The sequence below is a fragment of the Marinitoga okinawensis genome, assembly GCF_055387075.1.
Window position 1 is genome coordinate 1,314,141 of the sequence record NZ_AP042422.1, and the last position, 17,658, is coordinate 1,331,798.

Genomic DNA, 17,658 nt, shown 5'->3' on the forward strand with positions numbered 1-17,658 from the left:
CCCTTATGGTATAATATGTGTTAGAATACATTTTTATTACTCAGAGGTGAATTATGATTGGAATTAGAGGTGCAACTTCAATAGAAAAAAATGAAAAAGAACATATCATAAATCGTTCTATAGAATTATACAACAAAATTATAGAAAATAACAATATAAAAAATATAATTGCTATATTAGGTTCTGTTACTTCTGATATAACTGCATATAACCCAATAAAAGCTATTAGAAAAGAATTTAATCTAAAAAATATCCCATTAATGACTTTTCAAGAAGCCATGTTCGAAGATTCAAAAGAAGGTATTATAAGGTTTTTAATATTATGCGAAAGTGAAACACAAAATTTTATATATTTACACAAAGCTAAAGAGCTCCGAACAGATCTTTTTGAAAATTTTAGTAATTCAAGCGATTGGTAGCATGTAATTTTTTGTGTAAATACCTCTTCTTGGATGGTAATAAATTAATTAAATTGGATTATAATTCTTAAATTATTTTCATATGAATTATCGTCTATATTGTAATATGCTTTAATAGTAATTTCTAGAAGTTTTTAATGTGAGTTTTTGAAAACAAACACCTTTTTGCAATTTTCACTGCAAGATTTAACATTGTTAAATTAAGAATATATTTTTGGCGTTAGTTTTTAGTATTTGTTTTTATGTATTATTGATTATTACAGGTTTTGGAATTTAGTTGTATTAAGAATTATAGACGTATTTTGTGATTCTTTCTTTGAAAAAGATGGATAGTTCGTTTAGGACTTTACTCCAGTTTCTATATCGAGCTGTCCATCTTTTTGTTGCATCTATTGTTGCTAAATATAATATTTTTAATAATGCATCATCATTTGGAAAAGATGTTTTATTTTTAGTCACTTTTCTATATTGCCTATTCAATGATTCTATTACATTTGTTGTGTACATTATTTTTCTTACTTCATCACCATAATCAAAATATGGAGATATTGTTTCCCAATGTTTTTCCCAGCTTTCTAATGCCAATTTGTATTTTGTCCATTTGTTTTCTTTTAAATCTTGTAGGTTTGAATAAGCTATATCTTTATTGGGTGCTTTATATACTTTTTTTAAATCATTTACAAGTTCTTTTCTATCTTTGTAATTAACATATTTTAATGTATTTCTTATTTGATGTATTATACATCTTTGTACTACAGTATCAGGAAATGCTGCTTTAATTGCTTGTGGAAATCCAGTTAATCCATCTACTGAAGCTATTAATATATCTTTAACTCCTCTATTTTTTAAATCATTTAATACTCTTAACCAGAATTTTGATGATTCTATTTCACCTATATATATACCAAGAACTTCTTTAAATCCATCAATATTTACACCTATTACAACATATGCAGTCTTTTTAATTATCTCACCATCATCTTTTACTTTAAATACTATTCCATCCATGAAAACAAAAGTGTATATCTCTTCTAATGGTCTGCTTTGCCATTCTCTAATTTCTGGTAATATCTTATTAGTGATTTTACTTATCATTTCAGCTGATAATTCTACACCATATATATCTTCAACATTCCTAACTATATCTTTCGTACTTAATCCCAAACCATACATTCCTATTATTCTACTTTCAATATCTGAAATATCTCTTTTATACTTCGGTATTATTTTCGGTTCATATTCACCTTTTCTATCTCTGGGTATTTTCAATTCCATCTCACCCATGCTTGATCTTACCTTTTTTGAGCTGTATCCATTTCTGGAGTTATCCGTTTCTTTATTTTCCTTATCATATTTCTCATATCCTAATTCATCTTCTAATTCCGCTTCTAACATTTCTTGTATTATTGGTCCCATCAATTCTTTAATCTTGTCATATACGTCTTTCATTGTATTTACTTCAGGATCTCTTGCTATTAACTTTGCTAATTTTTCAATGTTACTTTCTTCCTTTTTCTTTCTCTTTGCCATTTAAAATACCCCCTTCTTGGTTTTATTTTACCATACCAAGAAGAGGGTTACCTATTTTTTCTACTTTTTATTTACACAAAATTTTTTATGGTCTCAAGCGATTTATAAGCTCATATTGTCGAATTTCTAATAATTAATTGTGGTTTTAATATTATTCCTTTAATTTTATTTTGTTTACCATTAATTATTTTTAACATTAATTCTGCAGCTTTGTATCCCATTTCATAAATAGGTTGCCTAACTGTAGTTAATGCTGGTTTATAATGTTTACTAAAAAGAATATCATCAAATCCTGTAACACTAACATCTTCAGGAACATTTATTCCTCTTTCTTGAAGCGAATCACTTATTCCATATGCTATTAAATCATTTCCACCAATGATAGCTTGAGGTATTTTTTTTATATTTTTACCAAAATTATATCCTGCTTCATACGAAAAATTAGTAAATATATGTTTATAGTCTTCTATATTTTTTTCCTTCATAAATTTTATAAATGCTTCATATCTAATTTTAGCACTAAAAGTATTTTCATTACCATTAACAAAATAAAAACTTCTTATTCCTCTTGAATATAAATATTTTAATAATTCCAATATTCCATATTCATTGTCACAAATTACATATGAAGCATTTACCCCTTCCAATATTCTATCAAGAAAAACTATTTTTGTTCCTTTTACAATTACTTTTTCTAAAAGCGGATTATATAATCCAGTACCAGTAAATATAATACCATCTATATGTTTAGAAATAAATGTATTTATTATCTTTATTTCCATATCTAAATCTTGATCAGAATTACTCAACAAAAGAGTATATCCTTCTTTTTTTAAATAATCTTCTACTCCCTTTACTATATTTGGAAAAAAGGGATTAGTAATATCAGGAATAACAAAACCAATAGATTTTGTTTTTCCTTTTCTTAAACTTTGAGCAATTATATTAGGATTATAATTTAATTTTTTTATTGCTTTTTCTACTTTAACTCTTAATTCTTCTTTAACATATGCACTATTATTGACCACCCTTGATACAGTCGAAATAGAAACACCTGCTTCTTTAGCTACATCTTTGATACTAACTTTTTTCATAATTATCCCCTCTCAATAAAAACGGGGGAAATAAATCCCCCATTATCTATTATTTTACCACAAGTTTTAAGTTTACTGGAATATAAATTGTATGTGTTTTTAAATATTCTACTGCTTTTTTAACTGCTAATTCACCCATCAAGGATGGTTGTTGAGCTACTGTTGCTGCCATTTCACCATTCTTAACTGCATTTACTGCGTCTGGTATTGCATCAAAACCAACAACTACTATTTTACCTAATTTACCTTCTGATTTTATTGCTTCTACAGCACCTAAAGCCATTTCATCATTTTGTGCAAATACAGCATCAATATTTGGATAAGCTTGTAAAAGATTTTCCATAACAGATAATCCTTCTGCTCTATTAAAGTTTGCTGTTTGTTTTGCAATTAACTTTAATCCAGGATATTTTTTTAATTCTGTTTCAAAACCTAATCCTCTGTCTCTTGCTGCTGATGTTCCAGGAATACCTACTAATTCAACAACATTCCCTTTTCCATTAAGTAGTTTTGCAATGTAGTCTGCAGCCATTGCTCCACCTGCTACATTATCTGATGCGATGTGCAATACAACCTTTCCACCGTTAGAAGCTCTATCTACTGTAATAACGGGTATTCCTGCATCATTTGCTTCTTCTACTGCTGTAACTATAGCGTCACTATCAGTTGGATTAACTATTATGAAATCAACTTTTTGTTGAATCAAATCTTCGATATCATTTAGTTGTTTATATGGTTTATCTTGTGCGTCTACAACAACTATATCTACTCCTTGATTAACTGCCTCTTGCAATGCACCATTTCTCAATTCTACAAAAAATGGGTTGTTTAAGGTTGATAAAGATAATCCAATTTTAATACTAAATGCAGACAAAGATAAAATGATAATAAATACTACTAACCATACTGCCTTTTTCATAAATACACCCCCTATTAGTCTTCCCTTTCCAGCAATACTGCAATAAGGATAACCGCACCTTTAACAGCTTGCTGATAAAAGGGAGATACGTTTAATAAATTTAAACCATTATTAATTACGCCCATTATCAAAGCACCAAAAATTGTTCCTACAACACTACCTCTTCCACCGGATAAACTTGCTCCCCCTAATACAACTGCTGCTATTGCATCTAACTCATAACCACCACCAAATGTCGGTTGGGCACTATTAAGTCTTGCCGTTAATAACATTGCACTTACCGCAGATAAAATACCACTTATCATATATATGATAATTTTATATTTTATTACTTTTACACCACTTAACTTTGCAGCAGTTTCATTTCCGCCAATAGCATAGGTATATAATCCCAGTTTAGTATTTTTCGATATAAACCATATTAAGATAAATATACTGAGCATTATAATTATAGGATAAGGCAATCCTAAAAAATCTCCTCTTCCTATAACTCTAAAAGATTTTGGAAGTCCTGTTATTGGCATTCCTTGAGTATATACTAAAGTCAAACTCCTTCCTATTGCCATTGTTGCCAAAGTTGCAATAAAAGGCTGTATCCTTCCTTTAGCTATAATAAATCCGTTTATAAAACCCATTAGTGCTCCAACAGCTAATGCTACTATAACTCCTAAAAATACTGAGCCACTTTTTAAAACAGATGCCATGATAACTGCAGACAAAGCAAAAACTGAACCAACTGATAAATCTATACCTCCAGATATAATAACCATTGTCATACCAAAAGCTATAATTGCTTGAATTGATACCTGTCTAAATACATTTATGATATTCGGTATAGTCAAAAATCTATTACTTAAAATAGAAAAGAATATAGATATCCCAATAAAACCAACTATTGCTGGATAATCTTTCATTTTTTTCAATACTTTATTCATTATATATCAACTCCAGTGGCTAATTTTAATATATTTTCTTGGTTAATGTCTTTCTTACTTAAAATTCCCATACTTTTCCCTCTATGCATTACTAAAACTCGATCACACAAACTTACTATTTCTGGTAACTCTGATGATATAAAAATCACACCATTTCCTTCATTAGCTAATTTATTTATAATATTGTAAACTTCTACTTTTGCTCCAACATCTATACCTCTTGTAGGTTCAACTAAAAAAACTACTTTAGGATTTCTTTTTAAAACTTTAGATAAAACAACTTTTTGTTGATTACCTCCAGAAAGATTTTTTATTTTTTGTGTATAAGACGTTGCTTTTATAGAATATTTTTCTATTTCTTCTTTAGCTATTTTTTTTGCTTTATTCCAAAATAAAATTCCTTTTTTTTCTACTAATTTAGTATTTTGAATAACAATATTTTTCATAATATCTAGTTCTAATACTAATCCCATACTTTTTCTATCTTCAGGAACTAAAGCAATTCCATCTTCTAATGCCTTAGAAGGATCTCTAATTTTTTTTATTTCTTTACCATTAACTATTAATTTTTTCCATTTAGCAGGCATATAACCATATATACCCAATGGAATTTCTGACTTTCCAGATCCAACTAAACCAGCTATACCAAAAATCTCTCCTCTTTTTACATTAAAAGATACATTTTTAACCATTTTACCAATATTCAAATTTTCTATAGAAAATATTATTTCATCTTCTAATTTATTATATTTAGGAAACATATCATCAATTTTTCTACCAACCATCATGTCGATCAATTTTTCTTGATCAAATTCACTCACTAATCCACTTCCAATATATTTTCCATCTCTTAAAACTGTTACTCTATCTGCAATATCAAAAATTTCTTCTAATCTGTGGGATATAAAAATAATACCTATCCCTTTACTTTTCAATTGTTTAACTATTTTGAATAAATTTTGTGTTTCATGCTCTGTTATAGAAGCAGTTGGTTCATCCATAATAATGATTTTTGATTTTATAGATAATGCTTTTGCAATAGCTACTAATTGCTTTTCAGAAGTATTGAGTTTTTTAACTATGGTATCAGCTTTTATATTAAAATTATTTTCTGAGATTATTTTTTTGGCTTGTTTTATCAACTCTTTCTTATTAATTATTGATTTATTTATATTACCCACATATATATTTTCTGCTACTGTTAAATCTTCAAAAAGATTCAGTTCTTGATGTATAGTTGCTATGCCATTCCTAATAGCTTCAGATGGACTTTGAAAAGAAACTTCTTTTCCATCATAATATATTTTTCCATTATCAGCTGTATGAACACCGCCAATAATTTTAATCAAAGTACTTTTCCCTGCACCATTTTCACCTAATAAAGCATGAACTTCTCCTTTATCTAACTCAAAATTTATATTATCTAAGGCTAAAACACCTGGAAATTTTTTTGTTATATTTTCTAACTTTAATAACATTAAAATATCACTCCTGAAACAAATATAGCATTATAATAAGGTCTTACTTCTCCAGTTCTAATTATAGCTTTACTATTATGGGATAATTTTTTTAAATCTTCATGAGGTATTATTTCAATATTATCTGTTATTTTTTTTATCATATTAATGAATTCTTCACTTGACTCTTCAGCTATAATAACTTTTTCAACATAAAGCTCCTTTAACAACGTATTCATTACTATATCAAATTTTGGTATTTCTTTATCTACAACTAAATCTATTTTTTTTACATTATCTGGGATAGGAAAACCCATATCTACAATAGCAATTTTATCTGTATGTCCCATAGAAGCTACTATTGCAGAAATCTCAGAATTAAAAATTCCCGTTTTCTTCATTTATATCTCTCCTTCCAGAAAACGTTTTCGAAAACGTTTTCTGAAATAAGAATAACACAATTTACATATTATACAAAATTTAGTTATGTTTTTTTAAAGGTCATTAAAGAGAATTATATTTAATTATCAAATTTTTTCTTGCAATATTAAAAAATAGCCTCTTGGAAGGCTATTTTGAATTTAATATAAAATTTTCATTATACTCGGGGCAAATTTCTTTAAAATTACACCATTTACAATTATATTTAGAAGGCCTTGCTGAAAAATATTTTTCTTCTTTTGGAATATTTTTTTCTTTATCTTTCAAATAATGTTCCATAATATCTATTCTTTCTTTTATATAATTCTCTACTTCCAATAATTCTTCTTTTGTATATTTTCTTTCTTCAAAATCTCCTTCATATAAATATTCGTTAATTAAATAAACATTGTTTAAATCAATATTATAATTTTTATAGGCATATAATGCATATAATTTCAATTGAAATTCATCATCTTTAGATCTTTTCCCTGTTTTCCAATCAATTATATATGTATTTCCATTTTTTTCGTACATAAAATCTACAATAGAGTATATTTTATAATTATTTACGAAAAATGATGTGAAATTATTTTCTCTATCTATTTCTATTATTCTTATTCCACTTTGTATATCTTTTAGTGTTCTGGAATTATAATAATTCTGAAGTAATAATTTTGTTTTTTCTTTTATATCTTTTCCAATATTACCTTCAAATAAATTCCTATTTTTATAATAAACAGAATAAAACATTATAAAATTTTTTGGATTCATTTCCCATTCCTTTTTAAATTTATATGAATAATATACCGCTTTATTAAATTCTTTCCCAATATAATTTATTACACTATTAAAATCTTCTGTTTTTAAAGCCGTAATATTATTTGCTATATAGTTATGAACCAAAGAACCTAAAAATTGCTCAATTGTAGTTAGTTTTGTCAGTCTATATGCCTTTCTTACTCTTTCAGGAGCATTTTTATCCCATCCGCCCCACATTAAAAATCTTGCATAATAATACGCTCTTGGGCATCTTGTTAATAATTTATCCTTAGAAAAAGACCATGATTTCTCTGGATATTCTGTCATATTATCACCTCATTAAGATTATACAGAATTTAATTAAATTATTCAATATATATAGTATAATATAGTGAAAAAAGGAGGGAGAATATGGGTTTTTTAGAAGAATTATATGAAGCAATAGAATTAGAAAAAGAAGCTGAAATTAAATCTATGATAAACGAAATAAAGCAATATGGGAAAAATAGAGAAAAAATAGGCAGAGCTATAAATAATTTAAATGGGAAATATATTGGAAAAGAAATGGGAGGATTATATTTAATCAAGTTTGGAAGAAAAGAAAGCATCAAAACAGATATTAGCGTTGGTGATGTAGCATTGGTTAGTAAAGGCAATCCTTTAAAAAGCGACTTAACAGGTTTCGTTACTGAAGTAGGAAATAAATACATTATAGTTGCCTTTTCAAATAAACCTCCGTTTTGGGTACAAAAATCCAAAAATATAAGAATTGATTTATATTTAAATGAAGTTACTTTCAAACGTATGCAAGAATCTATTTTAAAGCTTCATTATGCAGAAGGTAAATTAAAAATATTAAAATCCATTATTTTAGGTAATAAAAAACCCAAACTCCCTAAAAAAATAAATATAGATTTTTTTGATAAACATTTAAATTCATCCCAAAAAGAAGCTGTTTCAAAAGCTGTTGGAAGTGATGATGTTTTCTTAATACACGGACCACCTGGCACTGGAAAAACCAGAACTTTAACTGAAATTATTCTTCAAGAAGTTAAAATGGGAAAGAGAGTATTAGCCACAGCCGACTCTAATACTGCTACAGATAACTTATTATACAATCTTGTAAAATATAAAGATTTAAAAGTGTGTAGATTAGGACACCCTACAAGAATAGATGAACAATTAATACATCATTCATTATATCACATAGTTGAAAATCATTCAGATTATAAAAAAATTGATGAAATTAGAGAAAAAGCCATAAAACTATCAGAAGAAAGAGATAAATATAAAAAACCTACACCACAATTTAGACGCGGATTAACAGATGAACAAATAGAAAAATATGCTTTAAAGGATCGGGGCACAAGAGGTATATTTCCTGAAGATATGAAATCAATGTATAACTGGCTCAAACTAAATAAAGAAGTACAAAAATTATTTGATGCTGCAAAAGTAATGGAAGAGGCTTTAATAAAAAAAGTTATAATGGAAAGTAATGTTGTAGTTAGTACAAATGGTTCTGCTGGAATAGAAGAATTAGAAAAAATAAGATTTGATACTGTCGTTATAGACGAAGGTTCTCAGGCAACAGAACCTTCATGTTATATACCAATTGTTCATGGCGAAAAAATTATTATGGGTGGAGATCATAAACAATTACCTCCAACTATTTTAAATCAAAAGGCAGAAAAAATATTATCAAAAACATTATTCGAAAAGTTGATTAATAAATATCCTGAAAATTCTTCTATTTTGACCATACAATATAGAATGAATGATAAAATAATGCAATTTTCTAATAATAAATTTTATAATGGTATTTTAAAGAGTGATAAAAATGTTAAAAATAGAACTCTAAAAATATATACCAAAGATATGTCATATCCATACAATGAAATTTTAGATAAAACACCTATTGTATTTGTAGATACTTCATTAATTCCAGAAAAATTTGAAATAATTAAAAAAGGGTCTTCATCTAAATACAATCCTTTGGAAGCTAAAATTGTTATTGAACTTTCAAAAATTTTAAGTGAAAAAAATATTGATTTTGGTATTATTTCACCATATAAAGATCAGGTAAAATTTTTAAAAGAACAAATTGATGGAACAATAAATACTGTAGATGGATTTCAAGGAAAAGAAAAAGAAGTAATAATTTTTTCTTTAACTAGAAGTAATGAAGAAGGATTAATTGGTTTCTTAACTGATGAAAGAAGATTAAATGTTGCTATTACCAGAGCAAAGAAAAAACTAATAATAATTGGAGATAAAGAAACTATTATTAAATATCCTCTTTTCAAAGATTTTATTGATTATATAGATAAAAATGGAAAAATTATTACTCTTGTTAATTCGGATAAATAAAGTTATATTTCTGAAATATATTTGAAAAAGTTATATTGTGCTATTGTGATATAATAATTTTGAAATTATTAGAAAGAGGTGTTTTATGCTAGTTAAAAGAATATTCAATTTTGCAGCTGCACATAATTTAATTAAATATCATGGAAAATGCGAAACTTTACACGGGCATAACTACAGATTAGAAGTTACAGTAGAAGGTACTCCTAATGAAGAAGGAATGGTTATAGATTTTCTCGAATTAAAAAAAATTGTTAAAGATGAAGTATTAAATATATTAGATCACTCATATATAAACAATATAATAGAACAACCTACAGCTGAAAATATTTCTATGTGGATTTGGAATAAATTAGAAGAAAAGCTTAATAGAGATAATTGCAAATTATATGAAGTAGCACTATATGAAACAGAAAATAATGTCGTATATTATAGGGGTGAATAAATTGAAAGATGTACAATCTGAATTAGACAATAGAGGAATATATTTACATGGTGTAGGGATTTCAGATTTAGAATATCCTATAATTTTTAATGGAAATCATACCATTGGAAACTTCACATTGTTAGTAGATTTAGATAAAAATATTAGAGGAACACATATGAGTCGTTTTGTTGAAGTTCTTAATAGATATCATGATAATCTATCAGAGAAAAGATTATTGGAAATGAGCATAGAATTAAGAAAGGTTTTAGAAGCTAAAAAATCATACATAAAGGTTTCATTCCCTTATTTCTCATTAAGACAAGCTCCTATAACAAAAATGGAAAGTTATACTAAATGTGATATTACTTATGAAATAATAAATGAAGAAGTTAGATTATACTTAGCTATACCAATTATTACTCTATGTCCTTGCTCAAAAGCTATTTCAAATTATGGAGCACATAATCAACGTGCTTTAGTAGAAATAGGCCTTAAATTAAAAGAGGATATTTCTATAAAAGAGATAGCTAAATATGTTGAAAACTCTTCAAGCGGTATGGTATTTTCATTATTAAAAAGAGAAGACGAAAAATATGTAACTGAACATATGTATGATAATCCACATTTTGTCGAAGATGTAGTAAGAGATTTAAGCGTATTTTTAGAAAAAGATGATAGAGTAGAAGGATATAAAGTGAAAGTTATAAGTTATGAAAGTATACACAATCATAATGCTTTTTCTGAAAGAGAGGGAAAAGCATGGTAAGAGTTAGAATGTTAGAAGACATAGATTTAGAAAAGGAAATAAATGTAGATTCAGCAAGTATTCCTATCTTTAAATCTAAAATGCAAAACTATTATATACTCATAGAAAATATTGATGTAACAAGTGCGAATATTATAAAGCAAGAAATGCTATCTCGTGGTGGAGATGTTGCTATTCACAAATATGCTATTAATCACAAGGTAGATAAAACAAATATATTACTAATCGGATCAAAAAAGCAATATAATCTTTTAATCCAAAAATTAAAAACAATGAATTATTGGGATATTCCAAAAGTAAGAGAATTAATAGAAAAGACTTTTAAAAATATAAATATACGCAAATGGGAATATACATTAAACGCTGGTAAAAAAATGCTACTTGGAAACAACTCAAAAATAATGGGAATTTTAAATATAACTCCTGATTCATTCCACGCTCCAAGCAGAATAAAAAGCGTTGATCAGGCAATTGAAAATGCAAAAGATATGATTGAAAATGGCGCCGAAATACTTGATATCGGTGCTGAATCAACAAGACCTGGTTCTGAAAGCGTTGAATTAAAAGAAGAAATCGAAAGAGTTATACCTGTTATTAAAGCTTTAAGAAAAGAATTCCCAAATGTAATTCTAAGCGTTGACACATATAAATCTGAAGTAGCTAAAAAAGCAATTGAAAATGGCGTAGATATTATAAATGATATATCTGGTATGCAGTTTGACAAGAATATGGTTCATGTAGTTGCAGAATCAAAGTTACCTATAGTTATAATGCATATAAAAGGAACTCCTAAAGATATGCAAAAAAATCCATATTATGAGAATTGTATAAGTGATTTGTTAGAATATTTCGAAGAAAGAATAGATTATGCACGCAAAAATGGTGTGAATCAAATAATAATAGACCCAGGTTTTGGATTTGGTAAAAGAGTTCAAGATAATTTAAATATTAGCTATAATATTGAAGAATTTAGAGTATTAGGATATCCAATATTAATGGGACACTCTAGAAAAAGTACAATAGGAAATGTTTTAAGTATTGCTGATACAAAAGATAGATTAGAAGGAACACTTGCATTAACTTCATATTATGCTTTAAAAGGTATTGAAATAATAAGAGTTCATGATGTAAAAGAAAATTACAGAACAATAAAAATGATTGAAGCATTAAGGGGGTATAAAAAATTTTAAGTGCTATAGCATTAGGTTCTAATGTAGGAGATAGATTAAATAATATAAAAAGAGCTATTGAATTATTATCAAAATACGTAGAAATAATAAAAATATCAAATATATATGAAACTGAACCTTGGGGATATACAGAACAAGATACTTTTTTAAACGCTTGTGTCTTAATAAATACAGAATTAGAACCATATGAACTATTAAAAATATGCAAGAATATTGAAAAAGAGCTTAAAAGAAAACAAAGATTTAAATGGGGTCCAAGAGAAATAGATTTAGATATTATATTTTATGGAAATTTAGTTTTAGAAAAAGAAGACTTAAATATTCCTCATAAATATATGTTCGAAAGAGATTTTGTTATTGTACCTCTTAATGATATTTCACCAGATTGGAAACATCCAATATATAATAAAACTATAAATAAAAGATATAATGAAATTGATAAAAGCAAAATAAAAAGATATGAAAAGGAGTCTTAAGGCTCCTTTTTTATTTTATTCATTATTATTTAAAAAAAATAAGTTATAATTGCAAATGATTTGCACCTGACTTTGACACAAAAATGGCGATTTTTGGGTAAATAGGACGGTAGAATGCGGGTTTGAGGTGCGTATTTTTCAGGAAGTCGAAAAAATGTGTGGCTAACTTTTGTTACATATAATTAACTATACATATTGTTATTTAGCTTCTTTTAGTGGTATAATATATATGACAACCACTAAAAGGGGATGATTATAATGTATCCTAAAATATCAAAAGTTAAAGGTAAGAGATATTTAAGGATAATGGAAAGTGTAAGAGAAGGTAAGAAGGTTAAACAAAAGACAGTGGTAAATTTTGGAAATGTTGATAATTACACTAAAAAAGATATAATTAAACTTGTAGATAGTTTGTTAAGGATATTTGAAATAGAAGGATACGAAAAAATAGATGATGATTTAATGGAAGAAATAGCAAGAAAGAATTACGGAATACGATTAATAGTAAATAAGATATTTGACAGATATGAAATGAAAAGATATTTTGAGAAGATGAATACAACATATGATGTAGAAGAGATGTTAAAAATAATGGTAATGAATAGAATAATAGAACCGAGGAGTAAATTAGGAATATTTAATAATTTAGAATATTTAGGATATACACCAGTAGAAGTTAGTGAAGGAAAAGAATTAGAAAAAGATGAAGTTATGTTGCATTGGTTGTATAGAACATTAGATGTATTAGCAGAAAATAAAGAAGGTATAGAAAAACATTTGTATAATCAAAGAATAAGTTTGTTTAATACAACAGTAGATTTAGTATTTTACGATGTAACTACATTAGCCTTTGAAACACAACAAACAAATGAGATATTACAAATGGGATATTCAAAAGATAAGAAATTTAATGAATCACAAATAGTATTAGGTATGTCAATAGATCAAGATAAAATGCCAGTGAGTTTTGATATATATCCAGGTAATACATTTGAAGGACATACATTTAAAGATGCAGTTGAAACAATGAAAAAAGAATATCAATTAGGAAAAGTAATAGTAGTATCAGATAGAGGAATGATGAGTAAAAAAAATATAGAAGTAGTAGAAAATTCCAATTATGAATTCATAGTAGGTAAATCAATTAAACAATTAAAAAAAGTAAATATATTTGATGGAGAATTCATAGAAATAGCAAAAGGAATAAAATATAGAGAAGTTCAATACGATAATAATAGATTACTCATAATATATTCAGAAGAAAGAGCTAAAAAAGATAGAGCAGATAGACTTAGATTAATTGAAAAAGCAAAGAAAATGCTTGAAAATAATAATGTAGATTCAATGAATAAAAGAGGAGCTAAAAAATATTTAAAAGAAGAAAATAAACAGAATTATATATTAGATAATGAAAAAATAAAAAATGATGAAAAATACGATGGATATTATGGAATAATGACAAATACTAAATTAAATCCAAAACAAATATTAGAACAGTATCATACATTATGGAAAGTAGAAGAAACATTTAGAACATTAAAAAATTATCTAGAAACAAGACCTATATTTCATTGGACTCCTAAAAGAATAAAAGGTCATATAGTAATGAGTTTCATATCTTACATAATGCAAAGAACATTAGAATTAGAACTAGAAAAAAATAACATTGATTATTCACATGAAAAAATTAGAGAGACTATTAAAAATATGGAATATTCAGAAGTAAGATTAAAAGACAAATTATTTGCATTAAGAGCCAATTTAAATGAATTTCAAAAATCAATATTAAAAATATTAGAAATAGAAAAACCTAAAAAAATGATGGATTTAGATGAATTTAAAGAAAAATACTTCTAAAATACGCATGAATAGCTAAAAAGAGGGAGGTGTGTGGCTAATTTCTCTTTTTACAAAAAGTTAACAATCGCTGTTTTTCTTATTATTTCTCTTTTTGAGAATTTGAGTTACAAAAGTAGTGTCAAACTCAGGAAAAAAAATAAGTTATAATTGCAAATGATTTGCATTTGCAATTAATTTTTATTTGGAGGTGGTGTAATGAGAAAAGTTCTTGTGCTCTCACTTTTATTAATTGGAATCATTGGATATTCTATAAATATTTCTGTATCCATACACCCATATTACCTAATTTTAAAAGATATAGTTGATAAGGATGATACCATAAATGTTATCGTTCCTGCTGGCAAAAGCCCTCATACATACTCTGTTTCTTCAAAAGATCTTGTAAAAATTTATAAAAGTGATTTAGTAATATTTAATGGTTTAAATTCAGAAATTTTTATAAGCAAAATTATTCCTACTTTAGAAAAAAAGAATATACCTTATATCTATGCAGCAAATTTTATACCAGAAAAAGAATTGATTTCAAATGCAAAACATGATGAAGACCATGATCATGGCTATTATAATCCTCATATATGGCTTAACCCATATTTTGTATATTCTTATATAATTCCTGGAATATTAGATGAATTAAAAAATATTGCTCCTGAGAAAATAAATGTATATAAAAATAATGCAGAAATATTAATCGAAAAATTAAAGTTTTTAGATGCTTATTTATTATTAAAATCACAGGATATAATGGGTAGTATTATAACATTCCATAATTCATTTCCCTATTTTGCAAAAAGATATAATATAAAAATCGTAGGAGTAATTGAAAATTCTCCTGGAGTTGAACCATCAATTTCCGAAATGAAAAAATTATCCGATTTAGCTAAAAAGAATAAAGTTAAAGCTTTATTTTCCGAACCTCAATTAAATAAAAGATTAGCTGAAAAATTAGCTAAATCATTGAAACTGAACTTAGGAGAATTAGACCCTTTAGGAACTGTATATAACTCAATAGATGAAATGTATTTAATGAATTTCTTTGAGATTCTTAATACAACAAGGTGATATTATGAAGTTAACCAGACCAAGAAGAGATATCTTAAATTTATATGAAAAAATAGATCATCCCTTAAACGCCGAGGAAATATATAATCTTCTAAATAATGAATACGATCTTTCTACGATCTATAGAAATTTGAATTTTTTTGAAAAAGAAAATATTTTAAAGTCTATAGTGTTTTCAGATAAAATAACTTACTATTATAAACCAAAGGGTCATTATCATTTTATTTATTGTATTAAATGTAAAAAGTTTGAACGTTTAAATTTATGTTTTGAAAAACAGTTTAAAGAATACATTGAAAAAAATATTGATTTTAAAATCACCGACCATATTCTATATTTTGAAGGAATTTGTAGCGAATGCCAAAAAGAAGGTGACAAAAATGCGTAAAAAAATGATTTCTGTTAAAAATTTGAATTATAAAGTTGAGGATAATGAAATTCTTAAATTTATTACTTTTGATGTTTATGAAAATGATTTTGTAGGAATAATAGGACCTAATGGTGCTGGTAAATCTACTCTTATTAAAACTTTGATTGGTGAAATTGAAAATTACACAGGAAAAATTGAAATAAATGGAAAAATTGGATATGTCCCTCAAAAAGATGAATTTGACAAATCTTTTCCAATAAGAGCTTTTGAAGTAGTCTTGATGGGTATGTATAAAGAACTCGGACTATTTAAAAGATTCAAAAAAGAACATTATGAGAAAGCAAAAAGCACTATGAAAATGCTCGGAATTGATTACTTATATAATAGAAAAGTAGGAAAACTCTCAGGTGGTGAATATCAAAGACTTAGTTTAGCCAGAGCTCTTGTAAGTGATCCCGACATTTTAATCTTAGATGAACCAGAAGCTGGTGTCGATAGCAAAGCTCAAGTGAAAATTTATACCATATTAGAGGAATTAAATAAAAAAGGTATGACAATAATTCTTATAAGTCATGATATATCAATGGTTGTAAAAAAAGCTAATACAATTATGTGTTTAAATAAAACTTTACATTGTCACAAAAATGCTATGGATATGACTGCTGACGATCTAAAGAAAATTTACTCAGAAGAATTAGAATTATTAGTTCATATAAATAAACCATTGAAAGTGGTGAGCAGAAATGATTGAATTATTTTCATATGATTTTATGATATATGCTATTTTAGCTTCTGTATTAGCTGGATTTAGTGCTTCATTATTATCAAATTATATAGTATTAAAGAAAATGGAGTTTATAGGCGAAGGCGCTGCACATACCGCCTTTGGCGGCATAGCATTAGCCATTCTTTTAAATTTAAATATTGATACTGTAAGCATTATTACAGCTGTTCTTTTTGGGACAACAATATATTTTATTAGCAAAAAAGATAGAGTAAATGAAAATAGTGTAATTGGTATGTTATTATCTTTTTCAATGGCTTTAGGTGTAATATTTTTATATTTAAAACCCGGATATACTCCTGAAATAACAAGCTATTTATTTGGAGATATACTAATGGTTAATTTTAATGACGTCAAAATTTTATCTGTTGTTTCTCTTATTATTTTATCAATAATTATTTTATTTAATAAAGAATTAAAATATTATACCTACAACTCAAAAATGGCAAGAAACTTTGGTGTCCCAGTTAACTTTATCAATTATATTTTTTTAGTTATTGTATCAATTGTTGTAGTAACTTCTGTAAAAATAATTGGGATAATTCTTGTTACATCACTTTTAATAACTCCTGGTGTAATCGCAAAGCTTTTTGCAAATTCACTAAATCAAATGTTGATAATTTCTAGTATTGTAGGTACTTTATCAGGATTTTTGGGCATAATAATTGCTTATTATCTTGATATTCCACCTGGACCATCTATTGTTGTAACATTATTTTCATTATTTTTAGGTGCATATATAATAAGTTACTTAAAAAACAAAATATATGTTAAAAAAAATAGTTAGTTTTTTTAACATATAAAAACAACAAAATATTATGAT

Annotated in this window: 18 protein-coding genes; 11 read left to right on the top strand and 7 right to left on the bottom strand. The window is 26.4% G+C overall.

What is annotated here, in order from left to right; all coding sequences use genetic code 11:
- Positions 1-53: 53 nt before the first annotated feature.
- The gene (locus ACZ5CK_RS06505) at positions 54-419 is read left to right on the top strand and encodes a chorismate mutase (protein WP_464581023.1); all 366 of its coding nucleotides are present in this window, start codon (positions 54-56) and stop codon (positions 417-419) included.
- Between the two features lie 282 nt (positions 420-701).
- Here the strand turns inward: ACZ5CK_RS06505 and ACZ5CK_RS06510 are convergent, their stop codons facing one another.
- The 7 genes from ACZ5CK_RS06510 to ACZ5CK_RS06540 form a co-directional block, all read right to left on the bottom strand.
- Positions 702-1,949 (bottom strand): IS256 family transposase, encoded by a 1,248-nt coding sequence (locus ACZ5CK_RS06510; RefSeq protein WP_464581024.1) that lies wholly within the window; start codon positions 1,947-1,949, stop codon positions 702-704.
- 110 nt (positions 1,950-2,059) lie between these two features.
- A complete protein-coding gene (locus ACZ5CK_RS06515) occupies positions 2,060-3,043 on the bottom strand; it encodes a LacI family DNA-binding transcriptional regulator (protein ID WP_464581025.1) in 984 nt (327 codons plus the stop codon).
- Between the two features lie 49 nt (positions 3,044-3,092).
- Positions 3,093-3,962, bottom strand: a complete 870-nt coding sequence (locus ACZ5CK_RS06520; RefSeq protein WP_464581026.1) for a D-ribose ABC transporter substrate-binding protein — start codon at positions 3,960-3,962, stop codon at positions 3,093-3,095.
- 14 nt (positions 3,963-3,976) lie between these two features.
- Entirely contained in the window at positions 3,977-4,897 is a 921-nt protein-coding gene (locus tag ACZ5CK_RS06525; protein ID WP_464581027.1) for an ABC transporter permease, read from the bottom strand.
- Positions 4,897-6,375: a sugar ABC transporter ATP-binding protein gene (locus ACZ5CK_RS06530; RefSeq protein WP_464581028.1), complete on the bottom strand. Its 1,479-nt coding sequence runs from the start codon at positions 6,373-6,375 to the stop codon at positions 4,897-4,899. The genes ACZ5CK_RS06525 and ACZ5CK_RS06530 overlap by 1 nt, the downstream gene beginning before the upstream one ends.
- Positions 6,375-6,755 (bottom strand): D-ribose pyranase, encoded by a 381-nt coding sequence (gene rbsD / locus ACZ5CK_RS06535; RefSeq protein WP_464581029.1) that lies wholly within the window; start codon positions 6,753-6,755, stop codon positions 6,375-6,377. The genes ACZ5CK_RS06530 and rbsD overlap by 1 nt, the downstream gene beginning before the upstream one ends.
- Before the next feature lie 169 nt (positions 6,756-6,924).
- Positions 6,925-7,863 (bottom strand): PD-(D/E)XK nuclease family protein, encoded by a 939-nt coding sequence (locus tag ACZ5CK_RS06540; RefSeq protein WP_464581030.1) that lies wholly within the window; start codon positions 7,861-7,863, stop codon positions 6,925-6,927.
- 84 nt (positions 7,864-7,947) lie between these two features.
- Between ACZ5CK_RS06540 and ACZ5CK_RS06545 the strand changes: the two genes are divergently transcribed.
- The 10 genes from ACZ5CK_RS06545 to ACZ5CK_RS06590 all read left to right on the top strand — a co-directional run bounded on the left by ACZ5CK_RS06545 (position 7,948) and on the right by ACZ5CK_RS06590 (position 17,622).
- Positions 7,948-9,906, top strand: coding sequence for an IGHMBP2 family helicase (locus tag ACZ5CK_RS06545; protein ID WP_464581031.1), 1,959 nt, complete (start codon positions 7,948-7,950; stop codon positions 9,904-9,906).
- A gap of 85 nt (positions 9,907-9,991) precedes the next feature.
- Positions 9,992-10,348, top strand: a complete 357-nt coding sequence (gene queD / locus ACZ5CK_RS06550) for a 6-carboxytetrahydropterin synthase QueD (RefSeq protein ID WP_464581032.1) — start codon at positions 9,992-9,994, stop codon at positions 10,346-10,348.
- Between the two features lies 1 nt (position 10,349).
- Positions 10,350-11,096, top strand: a complete 747-nt coding sequence (folE2, locus tag ACZ5CK_RS06555) for a GTP cyclohydrolase FolE2 (RefSeq protein ID WP_464581033.1) — start codon at positions 10,350-10,352, stop codon at positions 11,094-11,096.
- Complete coding sequence (gene folP / locus ACZ5CK_RS06560; RefSeq protein ID WP_464581034.1) at positions 11,090-12,286, top strand: dihydropteroate synthase; 1,197 nt, start codon at positions 11,090-11,092, stop codon at positions 12,284-12,286. The genes folE2 and folP overlap by 7 nt, the downstream gene beginning before the upstream one ends.
- Before the next feature lie 5 nt (positions 12,287-12,291).
- A complete protein-coding gene (gene folK, locus ACZ5CK_RS06565) occupies positions 12,292-12,762 on the top strand; it encodes a 2-amino-4-hydroxy-6-hydroxymethyldihydropteridine diphosphokinase (RefSeq protein WP_464582969.1) in 471 nt (156 codons plus the stop codon).
- 258 nt (positions 12,763-13,020) lie between these two features.
- On the top strand, positions 13,021-14,619 hold the full coding sequence (locus ACZ5CK_RS06570; protein ID WP_464581035.1) for an IS1634 family transposase: 1,599 nt from the start codon (positions 13,021-13,023) through the stop codon (positions 14,617-14,619).
- 198 nt (positions 14,620-14,817) lie between these two features.
- Positions 14,818-15,681 (top strand): metal ABC transporter substrate-binding protein, encoded by an 864-nt coding sequence (locus ACZ5CK_RS06575; RefSeq protein ID WP_464581037.1) that lies wholly within the window; start codon positions 14,818-14,820, stop codon positions 15,679-15,681.
- Between the two features lie 4 nt (positions 15,682-15,685).
- Positions 15,686-16,069, top strand: a complete 384-nt coding sequence (locus ACZ5CK_RS06580) for a Fur family transcriptional regulator (protein WP_464581038.1) — start codon at positions 15,686-15,688, stop codon at positions 16,067-16,069.
- The gene (locus tag ACZ5CK_RS06585) at positions 16,062-16,802 is read left to right on the top strand and encodes a metal ABC transporter ATP-binding protein (RefSeq protein WP_464581040.1); all 741 of its coding nucleotides are present in this window, start codon (positions 16,062-16,064) and stop codon (positions 16,800-16,802) included. Before ACZ5CK_RS06580 ends, ACZ5CK_RS06585 begins: the two co-directional genes overlap by 8 nt.
- A complete protein-coding gene (locus ACZ5CK_RS06590) occupies positions 16,795-17,622 on the top strand; it encodes a metal ABC transporter permease (protein ID WP_464581041.1) in 828 nt (275 codons plus the stop codon). The genes ACZ5CK_RS06585 and ACZ5CK_RS06590 overlap by 8 nt, the downstream gene beginning before the upstream one ends.
- The last annotated feature ends 36 nt before the right edge of the window (positions 17,623-17,658 follow it).